Consider the following 19,502-nt stretch of genomic DNA (forward strand, 5'->3'; position numbering starts at 1 on the left):
TAATGAGGATTCCAAGATCTCCCGACCTTGGACGTTTAATGATTCCAACATCCGGAGATTTCCGAATCCAATTTCATACACTCGTTTTATAGTCACTGCCTAATTATTTCCCATGCCCCTAATCTCAAAGATCATCCGCTCAAAACGCAAGACGATCGCCCTCGTCATTCAACCGAATGGCGAGTTGCTTGTCCGTGCCCCGCAGCGTGCGACGAAAAAACAGATCAACGAGATGGTTGATCAGCATATTGACTGGATCGCAAAAAAGCAGGCCAAGGCCCGCGCTGCTCAGAGGGCTTATGCCCCTCGTCAATTTATTGAGGGAGAGAAATTTCCTTTTTTAGGGGAGTTCTATTCTCTGCAGCTCGTCAAAAACGATCAGCCGAGATTGGATTTAAACGGGGATTTTCAGCTTGCCCAATCTGGATTGGGACAGGCTGAACAAATCTTTGAGCAGTGGTATCAGGGGCAGGCCCGGAAGGTATTCAAGGATCGAGTCGAGTTTTATTCCAGCGAATACGGATTTGATTATAGTAAACTCAGGCTCTCATCCGCACGCACACGTTGGGGATCATGCAGCTCAAAGGGCACCCTCAGCCTCACCTGGAAGCTGGTCATGGCTCCGCTGAAGATCGTAGATTATGTCGTCGTCCATGAATTGTCACATTTGCGGGAGCATAATCATTCGAGTAAGTTTTGGGCGCAAGTGGGAGCGATACTGCCGGATTATAAAACGAGGCGGAAATGGTTAAAGGAGAATGGGAGAAGTTTTCATTGGCCGTAAGGGCGGTTTGCAGGTTTATAGTTTTGAAGGTGGAAGGTGATGGCAATAAATAAAGGCGATCAGTTCCTCCCGAAGGCCGTCTCGCACCGGCGTGCTCGCGGCACGAACGGTGTAGTCGAAGGATATTTACTCTGGATGTCGTCCCTCGACTGCGCTTCGCTCCGCTCAAGAACTGTCCGCTTTCCTGTAGAAAAACACTATTAGTAATTTGAAGGTTCAATTGCTGGAAGGTTTAGAATCAAAAGAGCAGTGTGTTTCGCATCTCTCACTGCTCTGATGATTTTCCTGCCTTACTGAATACTGATCTACTGATTACCTCTCTTCTATCGTAACGCTTTCAATAGCATCACCAGTAAAATTAGGCCGAACATCCGGATCACGGCGGGTGATGCCGTCAACCACATCCATGCCCTCGATGACCTGCCCGAAAATCGTATAGCCACCATTGAGTCGAGGGGTGGGGCCAAAAGTGATAAAGAATTGGCTGCCATTGGTATCGCGCCCGGCATTGGCCATTGCGACGACGCCCGCCTTGTCAAAGGTCAGATCGCTATCCTCGTTGACGAATTGATAACCAGGTCCGCCCCTGCCCGTACCTGTGGGGTCACCCCCCTGGGCCATAAATCCATCCAACACGCGGTGGAAGGTGATCCCGTCGAAATAGCCCTCGCGTGCCAAAAAGACAAAGCTGTTGACAGTGACAGGCGCTTCGGCGGCGTGGAGTTTGATCACAAACTCGCCGCCCGTTGCCATTTTGAAGGTGGCAAAATACTGCATCCCTGTATCGATGGTCATCGGTGGAGCCTGATCATATTGCATGATATCAGCCTGGGGAGCATTTTCTGCCACTGGGGGGTGGTCAGAAGGAAGGTCATCTGCAGTTGGCATATTATTAGTTGATGTACCGATGATAATTGCTGCCAGGATCAGGGCACCAACAACACCGACAATGATCATTGTTCTCTTATTTGCTGCTTCCTGGGCAGCTTTTTTATTGGTTTTATTATTTGTAGCCATTTACTTCTCCTTTTGCATTTTTATGATAGTAGCACTCGGGGCTTGTAGAGGCAATAAAAAAGACAACGTTGTATTTTGTTGCCTTTCTTGAGTAATTTACAATCTTCTGAATCTGTGGCGATTATACCGTGATTTTCAATTTACAAAGATTTTACACCTTTTCCACACTCAGATAATAACTTATTTATAGAATAAGAGCATAAGAAATAAAAAATAGAACCAATTAGGAGGTTCAAAATGTTTAGGAAATTTGTATTGGTAGCTTTGATTGTAGTTTTGGGAATGGCCGCATTCCCGGCTTCAAATGTATATGCCGCTGGCAGGGCTGATGAAACAACTCCCCCTGAAAGAACTGAGAAAAGCGGTGAAAGGCTTGAAAAGGCCTGGGAACGCACGTTGATCATGAATCAACGTATCGGCAGGATATTTGACCGCGTTGAAACGCTGACAGAAAAAATCCAGACCCTGATCGATAAAGCCACTGAAAATGGGATGGATACCGCCAATCTGCAAGCCGCTTTGGATGCCTTCACTGCCTCAGTAGATGAAGCTCAACCCATATATGAGGATGCACAGGCCCTGATCAGATCGCATTCGGGTTTTGACGCAAATGGAAATGTGACTGTTCCTGAAAAAGCCATTGAGACTTTAAAGTCTCTGAAGGAAAGCTATAAGGAAATTCGTGAGATCACAGGAGTGAAGGGCAAAGCCCTTCGAGAGGCAATCAAGGCTTTCCGAGATGCAAATCCACGCCCGGAACGCCCAACCAGGGAGAAGCCAAATTTTGCCCCATCCCCTAGCTCATAGAATAAAATTTTATTCTGCAAAAACCTTGCAGAGCGATTGCTCCTGCAAGGTTTTTTATACTCCCCTCCACCGTTCACGGGAGAGGGGGTGGGGGTAAGGGCCTTTGACCACAATCCCCTCTTGCCTTAGAATAACAGCATCTATCCAAAATGAATCCTGATGAGGAAACTATGTCTCTGTCTAAAAAAGTTGTAACATCTGAAAAGGCCCCAAAGGCCATCGGCCCCTATTCTGCTGGCATGACATTGGGAAATATGGTCTACACAGCCGGACAAATTCCAGTTGACCCTGCGACCAGCAAAGTTGTAGAGGGGGGGATCGAAGTCGAAGCGCGACAATCGCTGACCAACCTGAAGCATGTTCTTGAGGCAGCTGGCTCTGGTCTTGATTATGTGGTCAAAACAACCTGCTTCCTGGCCGATATGGATGAGTTTGCCCAGTTCAACGCGGTCTACGCAGAATTCTTCACTGAGAAGCCCCCGGCACGCTCGACGGTGGCCGTCAAGACTTTACCACTCAACGTTCGTATCGAGGTTGAAGCGATCGCCTATATCCCCGAAAAGTAAATGTCTGAACTGATCCTTCTCGTTGACGATGAGGCCTCCATCATTCAACTTGCGCAGCTTTATCTTGAGCGCGAGGGTTTCCGCATCATCTCAGCAGGGGATGGGGAAGCCGCACTGGAAATGGTCGCAAATCAGCGTCCTGCGCTCGTTGTCCTCGATGTGATGCTTCCCAAATTGGACGGTTTCGAGGTCTGTCGTCGTCTGCGGGCGAAGGATGATCATGTCGCGATCCTGATGTTGACCGCCCGGGATGATGATATCGATAAGATTGTTGGATTGGAGCTGGGCGCAGATGATTACCTCACCAAGCCCTTTAATCCACGTGAATTGGTTGCCCGCGTCAGGGCGATTTTACGTCGGGACGCGCGTGCCTCCCAACCTGCTTCCGTGGCCCTGCATCTCGGTGATCTGAGCATGGATCCCGCCAGCCGTGAAGCCAGTATAGGCGGAAATCCGCTCAGTTTGCGCACCAAAGAATTTGACCTGCTTCTGACCCTTGCCGAGCACCGTGGACGCGTTCTCAGCCGCGAGAAATTGCTGGAGCTGGCCTGGGGATTTGATTTCTATGGTCAGACCCGGACCGTGGATGTGCATATTGCGCACCTGCGTAAAAAGATGGTTGAAAGCGATCTGAAGATCGAAACCGTGACGGGGATTGGCTATAAATTGGTTGTATCGTAGGGGTGGGTCTGAGACCCACCCCTACGATACAAAAATCAGGTCTGGTTACAAAACAGACCTGATTTCTTAATTTCGTGTTTCTTCGTGTTTTTTACCCGTCATCCTCGCTATTCAGCTTGCGCAACTTCATCCTGATCTCCCGCCATTGGATCTTTGAGATCCCCAATTTCTGGCGGATACGATCTGGTTCCATCCCGTTCATATGATCGGTTAGCACACTTGTCCAGCGGCACATATCAAAGGAGAGATGTTTGCTGAGACTGGCCTGCTCGCCAATATCCTCGAGCAGATATTCCAGTCGACGCGGTGACCAGGGAAATAGCTGATCGACCGGTTCGTATTGGGCGACATACTCGCGGTAGGCAGCGATCCACTCGTCAGTCAGAGGGATTTTACGTTCCTTGTAACGGTTTGCCGGGCTGGCATAGCGGATAAAAACCAGTGGGCCTTCGGGGTCATCAAGATCAATATGGTTCAAGTGAATACCGAGGCATTCGCTTTTCTTCACGGCAGTTGTCAATAATAACGAGAGCAACGCGAAAGGGCGGGCGTCTGGTTTTTTATTCGTCCGATGCCTGTTGGCGGCATCCAGACAGGCCATCAGCTCTTCGTCAGTCAAAACGGTCGGCAAGGGAGAGAGTACAGAGCGATTAGGGACTCTTTCTCCGGGATCAACCATCAGGACACCAAATTGATGCAGCCACCGGAAGAATGATTTGGTCGAGGTGATCCGGCGGGCGAGGGTTTTTGGACTGCAAGGAATGCCGCGCTCCTTTTCCATCCAGCCGAAATAGCGGTTCAGGTCTTCAGTGGTGATCGCGCCAAGGACACGGTCCGGAGGCAGGAACTCGGTCAGGATGCGGATATCGGAAAGAAAAGCCTTCACGGTATTGGGCGAGCGTCCCTGATCGTTTAGGAACATCTCCCAGGCCTGGATAGCGGGGGCGAGGGGCATTTGGGCGGTTAAATGAGCAGAATCAGTTGTCATCATCATCTCCTGAGCTAGAGAATGTTGCGGATAGTCATTGCGTATAGTTTATCGGAAAATGGAGGAGATGTCAATAAAAAGCCCTTCAAAAGAAAGGCATTTATTTCCATGATAATTGTTATAGTGGCAAGTTTTCTTAATGGCCGCTGTGACCTTGAAAGCCTTTATCTGTAGATTATCAGAATCGCACAGAAAGCTTGAAACCACCTTCAAATGGATCTACTTCACGTTCAGGGCCTCACGCATGATCGGCATAATTTTGTATCCATTTGGTAATAAAACCATCGCGCCAGTATAGGGTTCTGTCCAGTCGTAAACGGGACCATATCCGATCACATAGCGATTAATATTTTGGGTATTGACCAATATATTTGCAGCAGGAAGAAGCCTGGATATGTCGCCAAGGCCTAGATCCGTGAAGACACTATCTTTATATATTTTGTACAGGTCTGGTGCGCGAGTTAGGACGTTGAAACTCAGCAATCGATAGCCTACGGCCTGGATAACTTCCTGTGCGCGGCGAAGACGATCAATATCACTGCTGGTATAGCGAGAGCGAATATACCAGAGAGCGGTATCGCCATCCATATGAACTGTTCCTTTTTTGACCTGGTACCAACTATAACCTGTGCGTTGATCTGAAAAATCTTGTTTCACTTCCACTTCAATTCCGCCTAAGCTGTTGATGATCTTTACAAAATTTGAAAAATTGATCATCACATAGTGATCAGGATAAACGCCAAAATTATAGGCCATTGTCATGGCCAGAGTGTGAAAGTCTCCATGCGACATCGCAGTATTGATCCGTTGCATCGTCCAGCCGGGAATATAGACATAGAGATCACGCGGGAAGGAGGTCAGGTTGACTGTGCCAAGATCTTTATTGATCGTTAGCAGGATGATCGTATCAGTTCGAAAGCCAGATGAGTTGGGGCGAATATCTGAGCCGAGCAGGAGTATATTGATCTGGTTTGCTGGCTGGGATAGCATCCCCACAGGAAATGGGATTGTTGTTGAGAGGGGGTAAACTGATGGCGGAGGAAAATCCTCCCAGACATTCCCGTAAAAATTTGGCGTGGCAGTAATATAATCGCTGGCAGTAGGAGTATTCGTGGGCACTGGGGTGTTTACTGACACAGGAAGGGTGCTTGTATGAGACGCCGTAATCGTGGAAAGGGGAGCTGGCTCTATCAGTGTGGGGAGCGGACTGTAATCAGGTTTGAAGGGCGTTGGCGTAACCGTTGCCTGAAGATTTGGTGTTACCAATATATAAGGTAGCGCTTTAGCAGGAGAGGCTGATGGAGGAGGGGCGTTCTGGCAGCCAACCAGCATTGCTAAAAGGAACCCCAATAGTAAATAGCGAAAACGAGAGAGCATATCCTTAGGGAGCTGGGGTAAGGGTAGAGGTAGGGGAATATGACACTGTCGCTGTATTGGTGGGTGTCGGTGTCTCTGTTGATAGGGCCAATGTAGCGGTAAATGTTGGTGTAGCAGTCGATGTTAGTGTTGGTGGCTGTGTAGTAGATGTTGATGTGTGGGTTGCTGTACGTGTCAGAGTATTGGTGATCGCAGGTGTACTGGTAGGCACATTGGGGACATAAATATTTTTCCCAACAATTATTCGTGTTGAATAACCCAGGCAATTCGCACTTTGTAAATCTGCCACTGTGACCCGATAGGCGAGACCAATTCGAAATAAATTATCCCCCGATTTAACGGTATAGGTTATCCATCCAGCAGGTACACCACAAGGGATCAGCGTTAGTGTCGGTCCGGCAGTTGTCGTTGAAGTGTAAATCTGGGGAGATGTTGGGGCGGGGATGGTGACGCTATGGGTGGGGGATGAGATAATGTTCGCAGAGGGAAGCAAGGTGGGGGTGGAGAGCGTTTGCGAAGGTGCTGTTGTCGGACCGCTCATCGGGAGGCTTGATGCTGATTTTGCGGGTTGAGATTGGGCGATCCGCTTTTCTGCCAAAGCTGTTGATAATACGCCTATGGTGAGCAAAAGAGAGATTGCTGCAAAAAGAACGCTGGGACCAAGTTGCCGCATTACTCGCATAAATATCTCTTTAATTTTCATCTCCGTTGGATGGGGAGATTGGTAATATGAGGCTAAAGGTTGCCCCAACATTTTCCTCTGAATCAACCCAAATACGCCCATGCTGGGCTTCTGTCAGAGTTTTGGCAATGGAGAGTCCTACGCCGGTATCCCCAACCCCTTGAATGAGGACGTTTTCAGCGCGATATAAGCGAGAAAAAATTCGTGGCATATCTTCTGCAGGGATCCCGCCTCCAGTATCTGCAACCTGAATAAGGATATATTCATGGCCTTTTTCCTTGTGGTTTTTGACGCCCAGGGTAATTGTGCCATCTACCGGGGAAGCCGCACCGGCATTTTGAATAAGGTGAATGAGAATTTGTTGGATTGCATCTTTGTCGGTGTGAATGGGTTCAAGAACTTTGGGCAGTTCCAGATTGATGGAGATATTTTTCTCCCGTACCTGGCTGCTGGTATAGGCCATTGCGTTATCAATGATTATATTCAGGTCAACGGGTTCAGATTTGAGGTTGACCGAACCAATATCGAGCGCGTTAACCTGGATAATATCATCAATGAGATTGCCAACCCGCTCGACAGAGGCTTTAATACGGTCGACAAATTTACGTTGGAGTGCGCCCAAAATGCCTACCGATTCTCCGAGGAGCAGGTCTGTATATCCGACAATGGAAGACAAAGGTTGACGCAACTCTTGCGAGATTGAGATGATCACCTCTGCCTGTTCACCGGTATCTTCATGCATTGATCCTTTTTCAAGATCATTGATTTTGAGTTTCGCTTTCGCAAGCGCATTTTGCAGGCGATCCGCTTCTTCGAGGGCTGTTTCCAGCTCCTTCTGAATTTGTTTATCGTCTGTGTCCCCTATTATGCCAATCTTATTTTTATCTTCCTTTTGGGCAAGGTTCCGAGCATTCAATTCCTCTATTTCTTTTTGAAGCAATAGAATCTCTTGTTTTGCTTCCTCCTGAATGGCAACCAAGGCTTCCATATTACCCTTTTGGTCCTGAATGTTTGTCTCGCCATTCTCAATCTTTTCCAGTTTTGTTTCGAGGGCGTTCTTTTCGTTTCGGAGCCCCTCTATCTGCACACGAAGTTCTTCGGACAGCTCCTGGTTCCTTTCGCTTTTATACTGAATTTCAGCTAATTTTTGGCCGCGTTGAATAATGGGAACTAATGCTGCTGAGATATTTCCCAAAAAAGCTTGATCGTCCCCATTCCAGAGACGGTTGGAATAGGGAGAAAGGAGCAGGAGACAACCGATCGGTTCTTTTACTTCTTTCAGAATGGGAGTGCTGAGTAAATGTCCGGGATTGGAAAGGCCAAGAATTTCGCCTAACCCCTGCAAATCAGGAGATGTGCTGCTTTGCGGCAGACGCAGCGGTCTGCCCCGTTGAATGGCATTTGCCAGCATTGGGATTACTTCTTTGTTCAAGCTGGAGCCTTCAAGGTTTTCTTCACGGATCAGATCGTAGCCGCTGACGATGATCATTTCTTTGGTGTCTTCACTTAGATAGATCAAAAAACACAAATCTGCGAGCATGGTTTGAGCAACCACCCGCGTAATGGCGTGGTTAGATTTACTTACTTCAAGTTCAGATGCCAATGCCAGCAGAGCGTGGACAGTTTTGGGATCTGTGCTATAGCGTCGTCTCTCATGAGTTGGTCTATCTGTTTGGTCAGCAGCGTTGGGAAGATTTTGCCTGGTCACAGATGTTGGGAATGGAAAGCGTTGGGGAAGGGTGAGTAAAATTGGATATGCGGCCAAATAAAATAGTCGTACTATACCGGAAAAATTCCCTGAACCAGAGCCAAGGGTTAAGTGAAGGCCATGACCCAAAAATGCAAATCCCATAAAAATGAGACCATGGCTCCAACCGTTGGGCCGCCGGATAAGTAGGCCCACACTTGCTGTAAAAATAAAAGCCAGTGATAATAATTGCCAAAGGGTGTCCTGGAAAGTTGCATTATATGCATCCGGTGCAGCAAGCGGCATCCATGCTGCAATACTCAGGACCAACCCTGCAAATACAAGTAAACTTAAAAGCCCAATTCCTGCATCTGCAGGTCGGTTGGGTTCAGGGAAATTCCACAGCCATGTGATCCAGATCAGACTGAAAAAGGCAATTGCACGGTCAAGCGGCGGCAAAACCATCGCAGGGTTAATTAATGCCTGCCAGGCCATCGTGCTAACTAAAAAAAGGAAAATCTGCCCCAACAGAAGTATAAAAAGCCCCAATAGAGTCCGTTTTACCTGTGGAAATTGGCTTGTTCGCCAATGTCCATAGGCAACCTGGAAAGCGCTGGCAATCGAAAAAGCTAACGCTAAATGGTAGATTATATTTCCTGGCGTTTCTGTCAACAGGGAGGTGAATTGATATAGAAATGCATTCATAAGTGTGATGAAAGATTATACATCCTTTTTTAGCGAAAAAAAGGTTATGGGCACGAATTTGTAAGGAAAAGGAAATTAGGAATATAATGAGTGGATGAAGTATTTTCAAAAGCCTCTTTATAAAAATTTATCAATCCTTTTGTTCTTGTTTGTGCTCATGGTTTTACCACGAACAACGATTGGCGTTTATAACGAGAAAAAAGCCCAACAGGCCGTGACTAATGGTGACTATCTTCGCGCATCCACAGAATATGAGTTAGCTGCCCACCGTCTTTTTTGGAGAGGTGATTTATGGGATAAAACCGGATTATCAAAATTGATTGCCGGTCAGAAAATAGAAGCTATTGAGGCTTATCAAGAAGCAAGAAAACGCAATTCTCTCTCGGCATATGGTTGGGATATTCTTGGGCAAGACCTTTGGGATAAAGATGACTACAAAGGAGCAATTCTAACCTGGAAAGAAGGATTGGCGCGTTACCCGGCTTATATAGAGTTTCATGCCCGGTTGGCTATGGCTTATCGTGAAATTAATGATTTTTCTGCAGAGCAAGAAGAGATCAAAAAATGGCTTGTATACGAGAGGGAGGGATTGGAATCAGCCCCATATCACTATCGATTGGGGCTATTACTGATTCTTGATTCACCCGAAGAGGCATTGGATGAGTTGATTCTCGCAGCACACCTGGATGATGAATTTGCTCCCGTTGTGGAGACATTGCGCACGGCCCTTAACCTGGCTCTGCTTGAGAAAGACCCTGCTGAGGAGCTTATCCTGGTTGGACGGGGGCTTGGGTTGGTGGGCGAATGGCAATTTTCAGCAGATGCTTTCCATAACGCTTCCCAGGCCCACCCTGAGAACGCATTCGCCTGGGCCTGGCTTGGCGAGGCCAGACAACACCTCGAAGAAGACGGGCTCCCAGACCTGGAAAAAGCTCTCAGTCTCCACCCAAATTCACCCATGATCCATTCTTTTAGTGGCCTTTATTGGCAGCGTCAGGATAATGAGGAAAAGGCGTTGCGCGAATTTAAAATTGCTGTCGGTTTGGAGCCTGAAAATCCAAATTGGCAATCGGCAATGGGAGAGGCTTATGCCCGTTCCGGGGATATACCTCCCGCTCTTGTTGCTTTCCAGCATGCCACTGTATTGGCCCCTGGTGATCCGAAATATTGGCATTTGCTGGCACTTTTCTCTGTGCAATATGCTGTGCAAATGGAGGAGATTGGATTGCCTGCAGCACGTAGAGCGGTCATTTTGAGCCCTGAGAATGCGACCTTTGCAGATACATTGGGCTGGGTGTATTTTAATCTTGAGCAGGATTCTGATGCCGAAAAACAATTTAACTATGCTCTTGACCTTGACCAAAACCTGGATTCGGCCCATCTTCATTTGGGAATTTTCTACCTAAAACACAGCCACCGGGATTTGGCACGTCAATCTCTTTTACGCGCGCGCACCTTATCGCCAGATAGTTTGGCAGGGATGCAAGCTGCGCAACTTTTAGAACAATATTTTCAGGAGTAGGTGAACCGATGAAACAAAGAATATGGCTGGTGTTTTTTCTCCTTCCTTTTTTAATGTTTGCTTGTCAATCAAAGCCAATTATCCTGCAGGGAGATATTCTTTTTGAAGATGATTTTTCAACCCGTGAAAACCAGTGGACAAGTCTTGTAAACGATGGCGGTGTAATGAATTATGACGCTGAGGGATTTCGCTTTTATGTCAAAGAACCCGGCCTGAATTTTTGGGCAACGCCAGGATTGAGTTTTGACGATGTTGGTATTGAAGTGGATACCCTTCAGTATGCTGGTCCTGTCGAAAACAGGATTGGTGTGATCTGCCGCCATCGAGACGATCAGAATTTTTATTATTTTGTTATTAGTGCAGATGGCTATTACGCAATTGGCAAGATCAAAGCAGGAGAGCAAAGTTTATTGGGGCAGGAGGCCATGCTGTATTCAAGTGCAATTAAAACGGGGGTAGCAATTAATCATCTCCGCGCAGACTGCCAGGGTAGTACATTGCGATTCTATATTAACCAGACCCCAATTGCTTTGGTGGAAGACTTTGACTTAACAGAAGGGGATGTGGGGCTGCTGGCAGGCACATTTAACGAGGGAGGATTGGATGTGCTTTTTGACAATTTTGTGGTGGTACATCCCTGACATTTCCCCTCAAAATCAGGATATTGCGCATTTAACAACTTCGCCTTTTTCAGGGAAGATAACTAAAAAGAGCTGAATTAATCTTGCTTTCAGCTCTTTTTTAGGGGAATATCCTTTTTTAAGTATTAAAAGTCAGGAAGATCCTGTCTAGTCGATAATTGAATAATCTAAGGTTTTCTGACAATGAAATTATCAAAGGCGATCTCGGCGTTGGGGATATCAAAGGTGCCAGCAGTAACTCCAACATCGCCGCCGGTATATGATGCATCTGTTGTGCTGACAACCTGTTGCCCATTAACAAAAAAGGTCAGGCTGTTGCCAATGCAATCTGCGCGTAAATGATTTAAAGTTGAACCTTGATTGATAGCGTCCGAGGGTTCCATGAACTCACTGGAGAGGTATTCAGTAACACCAGCGGTCCCTTTTCCAATTACGGCAAAGCCATCACTGCTGATAATGAAGAAGTAGAAACTTGGGCTTTCAAGAGTGCCGGTATAACGACAGAGCAACCCAAAATCATTATCATCCTCCCCAGTGATCTTGGTTGCATCAACTTCCACGCGGACATCACCTTCAAAGTATTGGCCTGGATTTGCCCAAATATTGTAGGATGGAATCTTGACGACCATTCTATAGACATCGCTGCCATAATCAGTCAGGCCTCCATCCCAGTCAGCGCGATCCCAGCCGCTGCTGGTATTTGAAAAATCATCCTGAAATAAAATGTTGCTATCACCAACGGGAGCATCGCCAGATGTTGCGGGGCCAGAAGAAATGCCGCAAGCCAGAGTTGCAAAAACCAGGACGATCATTAGATGGAGTGTGTTTTTCTTCATTTAATTTCCTTTTCTATTAATTAAGATACCTAAGTATACTCACCCGCAAGGCAAAAAACAATCAAACTAATATACTGGTGGACTATCTTTATTCCAATGTGCCCATAGTTCTGGCGGAAGGAATACTTGTTTCCTGATCTGTTAATTGGATGGCAAGGCCGATATATTTTTCAGGGCTTAGAGAGATCAAGCTATTCCGTACGTCTTCGCTGATCTCAATCGAATCGACCCAGGATTTGTAATCTGCCTCCGTTAAAACGCGCCCGTATACCTGTACTTTGAGCGATTCGTAGGCATCGCTTCGACCGGCAGCGCGCAAGATGGTCTGTGCCCCCTCGCTAACGACCTCCCAATGGGATTCCAAATCTTCCTCGATTTTTTCTTCGTTCGGAGCGATTCGATCCATGCCACGTAGAATATTGCTCCAGGCCAATAATGAATGTCCCAGGGGTGTACCAAATGTGCGCCGCACGGTTGAATCAGATAAATCGCGCTGCAAACGGGATACGGTCAGTTTTTGGGCATAATGCATAAATAGAGCGTTTGCAATTCCAAGATTTCCTTCAGCATTTTCAAAATCTATTGGATTAACTTTCTGTGGCATGGTAGAGGAGCCGACTTCATTTTTATGCACAGCCTGTTTAAGATAACCATCACTGATATAGCGCCAGATATCCTGCGCGAAATCGATCAGGATGGAATTGGCAAGGCGGAGGGCGTCAAAATAGCGCACCCAGTTATCGTATGGCAGAATCTGGTTGGTGATCAGATTGGGTTCCAAATCATATTGGCGGATGAAATCCTGGCTGAAGGAAAGCCAGTCCACCTGAGGAGCGGCGGCCTGTAAGGCATTAAAGTTGCCGACTGCACCTGTCAACTTGGCTTCAAAGCGGTGCAAGGCAATCTGGTTTCGGGCTTTTTTTAATCTTGCCAGGTAAATTACAAATTCTTTTCCAAGTGTGGTTGGGACGGCGGGCTGGCCATGTGTCCGTGCCAACATAGGTAAGGAACGATAACGGAGGGCATAGTCTCGCAATGCTTCCAGGATTGTGTCCAGAGCGGGGAGGATGATTGCATCCCGCGCATCCCGTAAAGCCAAGGCCTGGGCCAGGTTATTGACATCCTCGGAGGTCAATCCAAAATGCAACCAGGGAGTCAGATCAGCGGGAAGTCTCTCCTGGAGGAAGTATTCAATCGCTTTGACATCGTGGCGTGTCTGGTGCTCAAAACCCTGGATGGCATCAGCATCAACCTCACTAAAGTTGGTGGAAATCTCATCCAGCAGGTGGGTATCGGATACGCTCAAAGGGCGCACCAAACCTATTTTGGAAAGGGCAAGTAAATAGTCGAGTTCGATGCGTACACGATCTCGCAGAAAAGCGTATTCAGAATAATATTCTCGCAAGGGCGTAGTCGTGTTCAGGTAACGTCCATCCAGAGAAGAAAGAGAATGAATTGATTTTTTAGTCATTGTTTTAGGGCCTCCGCGGATGATTACCTGATGAGCACAAATAATTATAGATGGCGGTATCGTAACGCATTGTGCTGGCGAAGCCTTTGATCGAGAGTTCTTTGCGGGTTTCAGAAGAGATACCACCTGAGCGAAGTTCCTCTAAAATTGACGGATAATCTGCCGGGTCGCAGAGTAAGGTAACCCGCTCATGGTTTTTTGCCGCAGCTCGAATAAGGGTCACGCCACCGATGTCGATGTTTTCGATGGCATCGGCATAGGTCATATCGGGTTTGGCAATGGTTTTTTCAAAGGGATAGAGATTGACCGCTACAAGGTCGATGTAATCCCATCCAAGTTCAAGAAGCTGGCGGTGGTCAGCATCTGTGGAGCGGGCCAGTAAACCTCCGTGGATGGCGGGATGCAAGGTTTTGACCCGACCACCCAGTATTTCCGGTGTTTTCGTGTAATCAGCCACATCTGTAACGGAAAATCCATTTTCGCGAAGTAGCCTGGATGTTCCACCGGAAGCCAGCAGTGACCAGCCAAGATCGATGAGACCTTTGGCAAAATCAATCAGACCGGTCTTATCATAGACCGATAGAATAGCTGTGGGCATTAAATACCTCCATTGAAAATCAATGATGAAATAATCGAACCCCGCTGAAGACCATCGTCATCCCATATTCGTCACAGGCGGTGATAATTTCCTCATCCCGGGTGGAACCCCCGGGTTGGAGAATATAGCGGACGCCAGTTTGAGCAGCGCGGTCAATGCTGTCACGAAAGGGGAAGAAGGCGTCAGAGCCAAGAGTGACATTCTCTAATCTGTCGAGCCATTCACGACGTTCCTCCAAGGAGAATTTCTCCGGGATGTGGGTGAAAATATCCCTCCACCTGGATTTTTCTGCTTCGGTCACGTCTGGCTGTAGAAACTGATCGATGGCGTTATCTCGAGCGGACCGCTTGATTTCAGGGATAAAAGGTAAATTGAGCACAAGTGGATGCTGGCGCAGATACCATAGGTCCGCTTTACCGCCGGCCAGACGAGTGCAATGCACTCGGGATTGCTGACCTGCGCCGACACCAATTATTTGCCCATCCTTGACATAGCAAACTGAGTTGGATTGCGTATATTTGAGCGCGATCCAGGCCACGATCATGTCGCGAATGGCTTCGGCGGGTAATTTGTTACTTGTCGTGACAATATTTTTAAAATCATCGTGGGTAACAAGACGGTTATGGCGGCGCTGTTCAAAGGTCACTCCGAAAAGATCGCGTCTTTCAGTTAGTTCTGGTTCGTAATATGGATCAATCTGGATAATCGTATATTTCCCGCCTTTTTTGAGTTTTAATTTTTCAAGGGCCTTGGGCTCGTAATTGGGCGCGATGACCCCATCAGAAACTTCGCGAGCGATGATATTTGCGGTTGGGAGATCGACCGTATCAGATAGGGCGATAAAATCACCAAAGGATGACATCCGGTCGACGCCGCGGGCCCGCGCATAGGCGATGGCCAGAGGCGATAGTTCGGTATCAGATAGAAAATAGATTTTCTTAAGGGTTTCTGGCAGAGGGACTGCGACTGCTGCACCCGATGGGCTGACATGTTTGAAAGAGGTTGCAGCGGGCATCCCCGTGGCTTGCTTCAGCTCCCGGACAAGTTGCCAGGCGTTGAGCGCATCAAGTAAATTTATATAGCCCGGTGATCCACCTAGAATAGTAATCGGTAGGTCGGAGTTGTCTTTCATGTAGACGCGGGCGGGCGTTTGTTGGGGGTTAGTTCCGTAGCGCAATGGCAAAGATGAAGACACGGGAATATCCTTTTACAAATCGGTTTGTATTTTGGATAATTGTACCTCCGTATATTTGCCTAGAAAGCAATTGGGGCCTTAAAATCGAAATACATCTTTTAGAAAATTAGGCAGATCGATTTTTTCACTGGAGATATGTTTAAAAGGCTTTGCACGAGATTTACCAGAGATGTGGCTGATCAAGCGCGTAGTGCGAGAGTAGCATGTTTTATATCCATAGTGATTTCATTCAAACCTATTATGAGAAGTCCAATTTTAAACCTAAAAACGCTCCCAGTTATTAATTGGGAGCATTTTTAGAGGAGGAGAGAAGAAGAAAATTTTTAGAAAAGGTTGTACACTAATACTGCTACAAGCCCAAAGACCATATGGCCCATCAAGCCGCCGACGAAGGCTTTCATGCCACCGTTATTGGTCATCCACATGCCAGGAGCTTTTACTGCGCCACTTTTTATCCCTGCGTGCATCATGGGGATCATGGCCATGGCCATTCCGACGATCAGCCAGTGTACAGCACCAAAAATCAGTCCATTAAGCCAGGTTGCACTTCCGGTGCCAATTGACCATAGATAGGCATAAACCAGAACAAAGACGATCCCCATCATAAAGTGGATCACCATGCCCAGGGTACGATTGGCTTTGCCAAACATGGAACCGAGCATTCCGACGATATCCATCTCAGGCATACCCATTTTTGGAGCCATGGACATTACCATTGTCAGAGCCGCTGTACCGGCTAGACCTGCAATTATTGCACCAATAACATTCATTTTAATACCTCAATATGTTGGTTGAATAAAAAGACTTTCGAGCCTTGTGCTTCTAGGATGTCAACGGGGTCAGGTTTCTTACTAATAACCTGTGATTTGATCTAGTTCCCACCTTCTTAAATAGCATTAATTGGGAAATATTGGAGCGCGATATAATCGCTTGTGGTAAGCTATATCCAATAGCTGAAAAAATGAGTGGGATAAAAAGATGGTATCGGTAAGAAAATTCGAGAAGAAGATGTCTATTTTCTGTAATAAATTCAATGTTATATCTTGATTGCCATCTTAATTTAGACTTACGCATTTTTATAGCCCTAGTCCCAATGCTCTGCGTTGGGGTATTGTAGGCAAGCTACAACGCAGCGAGAAAAAAGGTATTTTGCGTAAGTCCTGTTAATCTTTATTCTCGAAAACGTGAAGGCAGTTTAGGCTTTCGAAAATCCTATGATTAAATTCGTTCATTTAATATTTCCATTTACGTTATTATTGTTGACCGCTTGCGGAACTGAAAATTTGGATATATCAACTATATCTCCAACTCAAACTCCTAAATCAGAATCGAGTGAAAGCGTCGGTCCCAGCCCAAAGCCTGCTCCCGCTGTGGTTGGCACTGAATTTCCCCGAGAGGCTGATGCCGATGTCGTCCATGTTCGCGCGGTCTCAGATGCCGATGGGAGTTGGACATTTCTCGTCACCATAAAACATCCCGACACAGGCTGGGATGATTACGCTGATGGCTGGGATGTGGTTACCCAGGCTGGAATTGTACTCAAAGCCAACCCCAATGATCCCTTTACCCGCCTGTTGGCGCATCCGCATGTGGACGAACAGCCTTTCACCCGAAGTCAACGCGGTATTATTATCCCGGAAAACGTGTTTCAGGTTACCGTCCGCGCCCATGATATTGTTGATGGCTTCGGTGGTCAGGAAATTATTATTGATTTACAAAATGACTCTGGCGAAGGTTATGAATTAGAGTAAGGTGAGAAATGGAGAGTTTGTTAAACGGGATTTTAGGAAAGCGAAAATTCGGGAGAAATCCATTCTCTGTCACCTCAATGGGCTTGGGCCTGGCTGCGCTTGGACGACCCGGTTATATTAACCTGGGCCATGCCGATGATCTAAAGCAAAATTATGATGTCCAAAGGATGGAAGAGCATGCCCACACAATTTTAGATGCGGCCTGGGCTGCTGGGATTCGTTACTTTGATGTGGCCCGATCCTATGGGCGAGCTGAAGCGTTTATCAGCTCCTGGCTGGCAAAAAGAAATATTGATCCCGGGTTGATTACCCTTGGTTCAAAATGGGGCTATACCTACACTGCTGACTGGAAAGTCGATGTCTCCGCTGGGCAAAAGCATGAAGTCAAGGATCACTCATTGGCTGTCTTAGAGCGGCAGATTAGAGAAAGCAGGGCTTTGCTTTGCGATCATCTTGATCTATATCAGATCCATTCAGCGACATTAGATAGCGGCATATTGTCAAATCAAGCTGTGTTAACCGAGCTGGCTCAATTGCGTAATGGAGGGTTGGCGATTGGATTTTCCGTGAGCGGAGAAAATCAGGCAGAAATAATATGGCGAGCTTTGGAACTTGAATTTGATGGGGTCCCACTCTTTTCTTCTGTGCAAGCTACCTGGAATTTGTTGGAGCAATCGGCAGCTCCGGCTCTTAAAGCAGCCCATGAGATGGGGCTCGGTATTATTATCAAAGAGGCACTGGCAAATGGCCGTTTGACGCCACGAAATGCATCCCCTGATTTTCGATCTTCTATGAAGATATTGGAAGCACAGGCAATAGCCAGGCAGTTGCCGATTGACGCACTTGCTTTGGCGGCAGTCATGCAGCAACCATTTGTGGATGTGACTTTAAGTGGGGCAGCGTGTATCGATCATCTGGAATCCAATTTGAAGGCATTGGAGATCGTGTGGGACGATGCCCTGGAAAATATTTTGGAGAAACTGATTGAATCTCCCGAGGTCTACTGGCATAAACGCAGCCAAATGGCTTGGAATTAGAAAAAGTACCCACCTAGATTGAATTTTTCCAAACTTAAGTGAGCATATGATAAAAGCAATGATTTTTGATTTGGATGGCACGCTCGTTCAGACAGAGCGTTTGAAGGCGATTTCGTATGCCCGTGCGGCAATGGAACTGTGCCCTGACGAAATCCGCGAGGACGATGTGATCGAGGCTTTTAAAGATGTGGTTGGTCTCTCCCGCCGGGAAGTTGCCATTGCGCTTGTTGAGCGTTTCAATCTCGCTAAAAAAGCCAAAGAGCGAATGAGAGAATTTAGCGTGGCCAGCCCCTGGCAGGCTTATGTGCAGGTGCGATTAAAAATATATAACGATATGTTGTCCGATCCACAGATCATCCGCGATAATCATTGGAGGCATAATGTGGACCTTCTCAATCAGGCGCGTGCCTCCAACTGCAAAGTGGGCCTGGCCACCATGTCCACCTGCGAACAGGCTCAGTATGTGTTAAAGGAATTGGGGTTGGAAGACGCCTTTGACTTTGTTGCCAGTCGTGACGACGTTGAAAAGGGCAAGCCTGATCCGGAGATATATTTGATGGTCGCTGATGAATTGGGAATAGCACCTTCTGAATGTATGGTGATCGAAGATTCGCCCACAGGTGTTAAAGCTGCCCTGCACGCAGGGATGCAAGTGGTCGCTGTGAGTACACCCTTTACAAAAAAAGGCTTGCACGAATCAAATCTGCTCCCGGAATCACATATCGTGGATAATTCAAAGGATTTGCTTGATATTGTCGCTCACGTTGGTGAGCACGCTGGTGGATTTTAAGGAGCAAAATATGAAAATTGATTCGGTAAAAAAATCTCTGGATACGAAAATGGGATTGGATTCGATTTCCATGCCGGAGTTAAAGGATGGCATCACTGAATGCTTTATTCTTACAAATCGCAACTTCCTGCGCCGTCGGATGGGTGAGAAATCCCCGACAAGTGAAATGGACAAATTAACCAGGGATTTGGCAGCGCAGGTTTATGCCGAGAATAATATATCGGAATCATATTTATCAATGTCTGACCTGCGAAAAGCCTGTTCGATTCTTGATAATCAGCTTGGTTTTGAGACAAATCCAGAGTTAGCGCAACATCATCAGGAAATTATTGGCAAGCTATTTAATTTAGCTTCATTGTAATGATAA

Annotated in this window: 21 protein-coding genes; 11 read left to right on the forward strand and 10 right to left on the reverse strand. The window is 46.9% G+C overall.

Translation table 11 applies throughout. From position 1 onward, the window contains the following. Positions 1-112: 112 nt before the first annotated feature. Both AC3DOM_RS00950 and AC3DOM_RS00955 read left to right on the forward strand, forming a co-directional pair. Complete coding sequence (locus AC3DOM_RS00950; RefSeq protein WP_487917144.1) at positions 113-784, forward strand: M48 family metallopeptidase; 672 nt, start codon at positions 113-115, stop codon at positions 782-784. A 39-nt stretch (positions 785-823) separates the two neighbouring features. After that, positions 824-988, forward strand: a complete 165-nt coding sequence (locus AC3DOM_RS00955) for a hypothetical protein (protein ID WP_487917145.1) — start codon at positions 824-826, stop codon at positions 986-988. Positions 989-1,096: 108 nt separating this feature from the next. Here AC3DOM_RS00955 and AC3DOM_RS00960 read toward each other — a convergent pair whose 3' ends face one another. Beyond that, on the reverse strand, positions 1,097-1,801 hold the full coding sequence (locus AC3DOM_RS00960; protein WP_487917146.1) for a peptidylprolyl isomerase: 705 nt from the start codon (positions 1,799-1,801) through the stop codon (positions 1,097-1,099). A 237-nt stretch (positions 1,802-2,038) separates the two neighbouring features. Here AC3DOM_RS00960 and AC3DOM_RS00965 point away from each other — a divergent pair, with 237 nt between their 5' ends. The 3 genes from AC3DOM_RS00965 (at position 2,039) to AC3DOM_RS00975 (ending at position 3,855) form a co-directional block, all read left to right on the forward strand. After that, complete coding sequence (locus tag AC3DOM_RS00965) at positions 2,039-2,608, forward strand: hypothetical protein (protein ID WP_487917147.1); 570 nt, start codon at positions 2,039-2,041, stop codon at positions 2,606-2,608. 170 nt (positions 2,609-2,778) lie between these two features. Further along, a complete protein-coding gene (locus AC3DOM_RS00970) occupies positions 2,779-3,174 on the forward strand; it encodes a RidA family protein (protein ID WP_487917148.1) in 396 nt (131 codons plus the stop codon). Next, on the forward strand, positions 3,175-3,855 hold the full coding sequence (locus AC3DOM_RS00975) for a response regulator transcription factor (RefSeq protein WP_487917149.1): 681 nt from the start codon (positions 3,175-3,177) through the stop codon (positions 3,853-3,855). 91 nt (positions 3,856-3,946) lie between these two features. Here AC3DOM_RS00975 and AC3DOM_RS00980 read toward each other — a convergent pair whose 3' ends face one another. The 4 genes from AC3DOM_RS00980 to AC3DOM_RS00995 form a co-directional block, all read right to left on the reverse strand. After that, positions 3,947-4,843 (reverse strand): tyrosine-type recombinase/integrase, encoded by an 897-nt coding sequence (locus tag AC3DOM_RS00980; protein WP_487917150.1) that lies wholly within the window; start codon positions 4,841-4,843, stop codon positions 3,947-3,949. 219 nt (positions 4,844-5,062) lie between these two features. Then, positions 5,063-6,220 carry an LCP family protein gene (locus tag AC3DOM_RS00985; RefSeq protein ID WP_487917151.1) on the reverse strand — a complete coding sequence of 386 codons (1,158 nt, stop codon included), beginning with the start codon at positions 6,218-6,220 and terminating at the stop codon, positions 5,063-5,065. 4 nt (positions 6,221-6,224) lie between these two features. Continuing rightward, entirely contained in the window at positions 6,225-6,902 is a 678-nt protein-coding gene (locus tag AC3DOM_RS00990; protein ID WP_487917152.1) for a LysM peptidoglycan-binding domain-containing protein, read from the reverse strand. A 10-nt stretch (positions 6,903-6,912) separates the two neighbouring features. Further along, complete coding sequence (locus AC3DOM_RS00995; protein ID WP_487917153.1) at positions 6,913-9,294, reverse strand: GAF domain-containing sensor histidine kinase; 2,382 nt, start codon at positions 9,292-9,294, stop codon at positions 6,913-6,915. A gap of 94 nt (positions 9,295-9,388) precedes the next feature. On the opposite strand from AC3DOM_RS00995, the gene AC3DOM_RS01000 reads away from it, so the two are divergent. Further along, positions 9,389-10,816 carry a hypothetical protein gene (locus AC3DOM_RS01000; RefSeq protein ID WP_487917154.1) on the forward strand — a complete coding sequence of 476 codons (1,428 nt, stop codon included), beginning with the start codon at positions 9,389-9,391 and terminating at the stop codon, positions 10,814-10,816. An 8-nt stretch (positions 10,817-10,824) separates the two neighbouring features. Beyond that, the gene (locus tag AC3DOM_RS01005; protein WP_487917155.1) at positions 10,825-11,457 is read left to right on the forward strand and encodes a hypothetical protein; all 633 of its coding nucleotides are present in this window, start codon (positions 10,825-10,827) and stop codon (positions 11,455-11,457) included. Positions 11,458-11,624: 167 nt separating this feature from the next. Here the strand turns inward: AC3DOM_RS01005 and AC3DOM_RS01010 are convergent, their stop codons facing one another. From AC3DOM_RS01010 to AC3DOM_RS01030, 5 genes are all read right to left on the reverse strand, one after another. Continuing rightward, positions 11,625-12,293 carry a hypothetical protein gene (locus AC3DOM_RS01010; protein WP_487917156.1) on the reverse strand — a complete coding sequence of 223 codons (669 nt, stop codon included), beginning with the start codon at positions 12,291-12,293 and terminating at the stop codon, positions 11,625-11,627. An 88-nt stretch (positions 12,294-12,381) separates the two neighbouring features. Beyond that, on the reverse strand, positions 12,382-13,764 hold the full coding sequence (gene purB, locus AC3DOM_RS01015) for an adenylosuccinate lyase (protein ID WP_487917157.1): 1,383 nt from the start codon (positions 13,762-13,764) through the stop codon (positions 12,382-12,384). Between the two features lie 4 nt (positions 13,765-13,768). Continuing rightward, the gene (locus tag AC3DOM_RS01020; RefSeq protein WP_487917158.1) at positions 13,769-14,362 is read right to left on the reverse strand and encodes a hypothetical protein; all 594 of its coding nucleotides are present in this window, start codon (positions 14,360-14,362) and stop codon (positions 13,769-13,771) included. Positions 14,363-14,381: 19 nt separating this feature from the next. Beyond that, positions 14,382-15,557 (reverse strand): phosphoribosylaminoimidazolecarboxamide formyltransferase, encoded by a 1,176-nt coding sequence (locus AC3DOM_RS01025; RefSeq protein ID WP_487917159.1) that lies wholly within the window; start codon positions 15,555-15,557, stop codon positions 14,382-14,384. A gap of 323 nt (positions 15,558-15,880) precedes the next feature. Beyond that, positions 15,881-16,327, reverse strand: coding sequence for a DUF6789 family protein (locus AC3DOM_RS01030; RefSeq protein ID WP_487917160.1), 447 nt, complete (start codon positions 16,325-16,327; stop codon positions 15,881-15,883). Between the two features lie 513 nt (positions 16,328-16,840). Here AC3DOM_RS01030 and AC3DOM_RS01035 point away from each other — a divergent pair. The 4 genes from AC3DOM_RS01035 to AC3DOM_RS01050 are packed head-to-tail and all read left to right on the forward strand — an operon-like array spanning position 16,841 to position 19,496. Continuing rightward, the gene (locus tag AC3DOM_RS01035; RefSeq protein ID WP_487917161.1) at positions 16,841-17,308 is read left to right on the forward strand and encodes a hypothetical protein; all 468 of its coding nucleotides are present in this window, start codon (positions 16,841-16,843) and stop codon (positions 17,306-17,308) included. An 8-nt stretch (positions 17,309-17,316) separates the two neighbouring features. Further along, complete coding sequence (locus AC3DOM_RS01040; protein ID WP_487917162.1) at positions 17,317-18,345, forward strand: aldo/keto reductase; 1,029 nt, start codon at positions 17,317-17,319, stop codon at positions 18,343-18,345. A gap of 46 nt (positions 18,346-18,391) precedes the next feature. After that, the gene (locus AC3DOM_RS01045) at positions 18,392-19,135 is read left to right on the forward strand and encodes an HAD family hydrolase (protein ID WP_487917163.1); all 744 of its coding nucleotides are present in this window, start codon (positions 18,392-18,394) and stop codon (positions 19,133-19,135) included. Between the two features lie 10 nt (positions 19,136-19,145). Next, positions 19,146-19,496 carry a hypothetical protein gene (locus AC3DOM_RS01050; protein WP_487917164.1) on the forward strand — a complete coding sequence of 117 codons (351 nt, stop codon included), beginning with the start codon at positions 19,146-19,148 and terminating at the stop codon, positions 19,494-19,496. Positions 19,497-19,502: the final 6 nt, after the last annotated feature.

Source organism: Candidatus Desulfolinea nitratireducens (assembly GCF_982879505.1).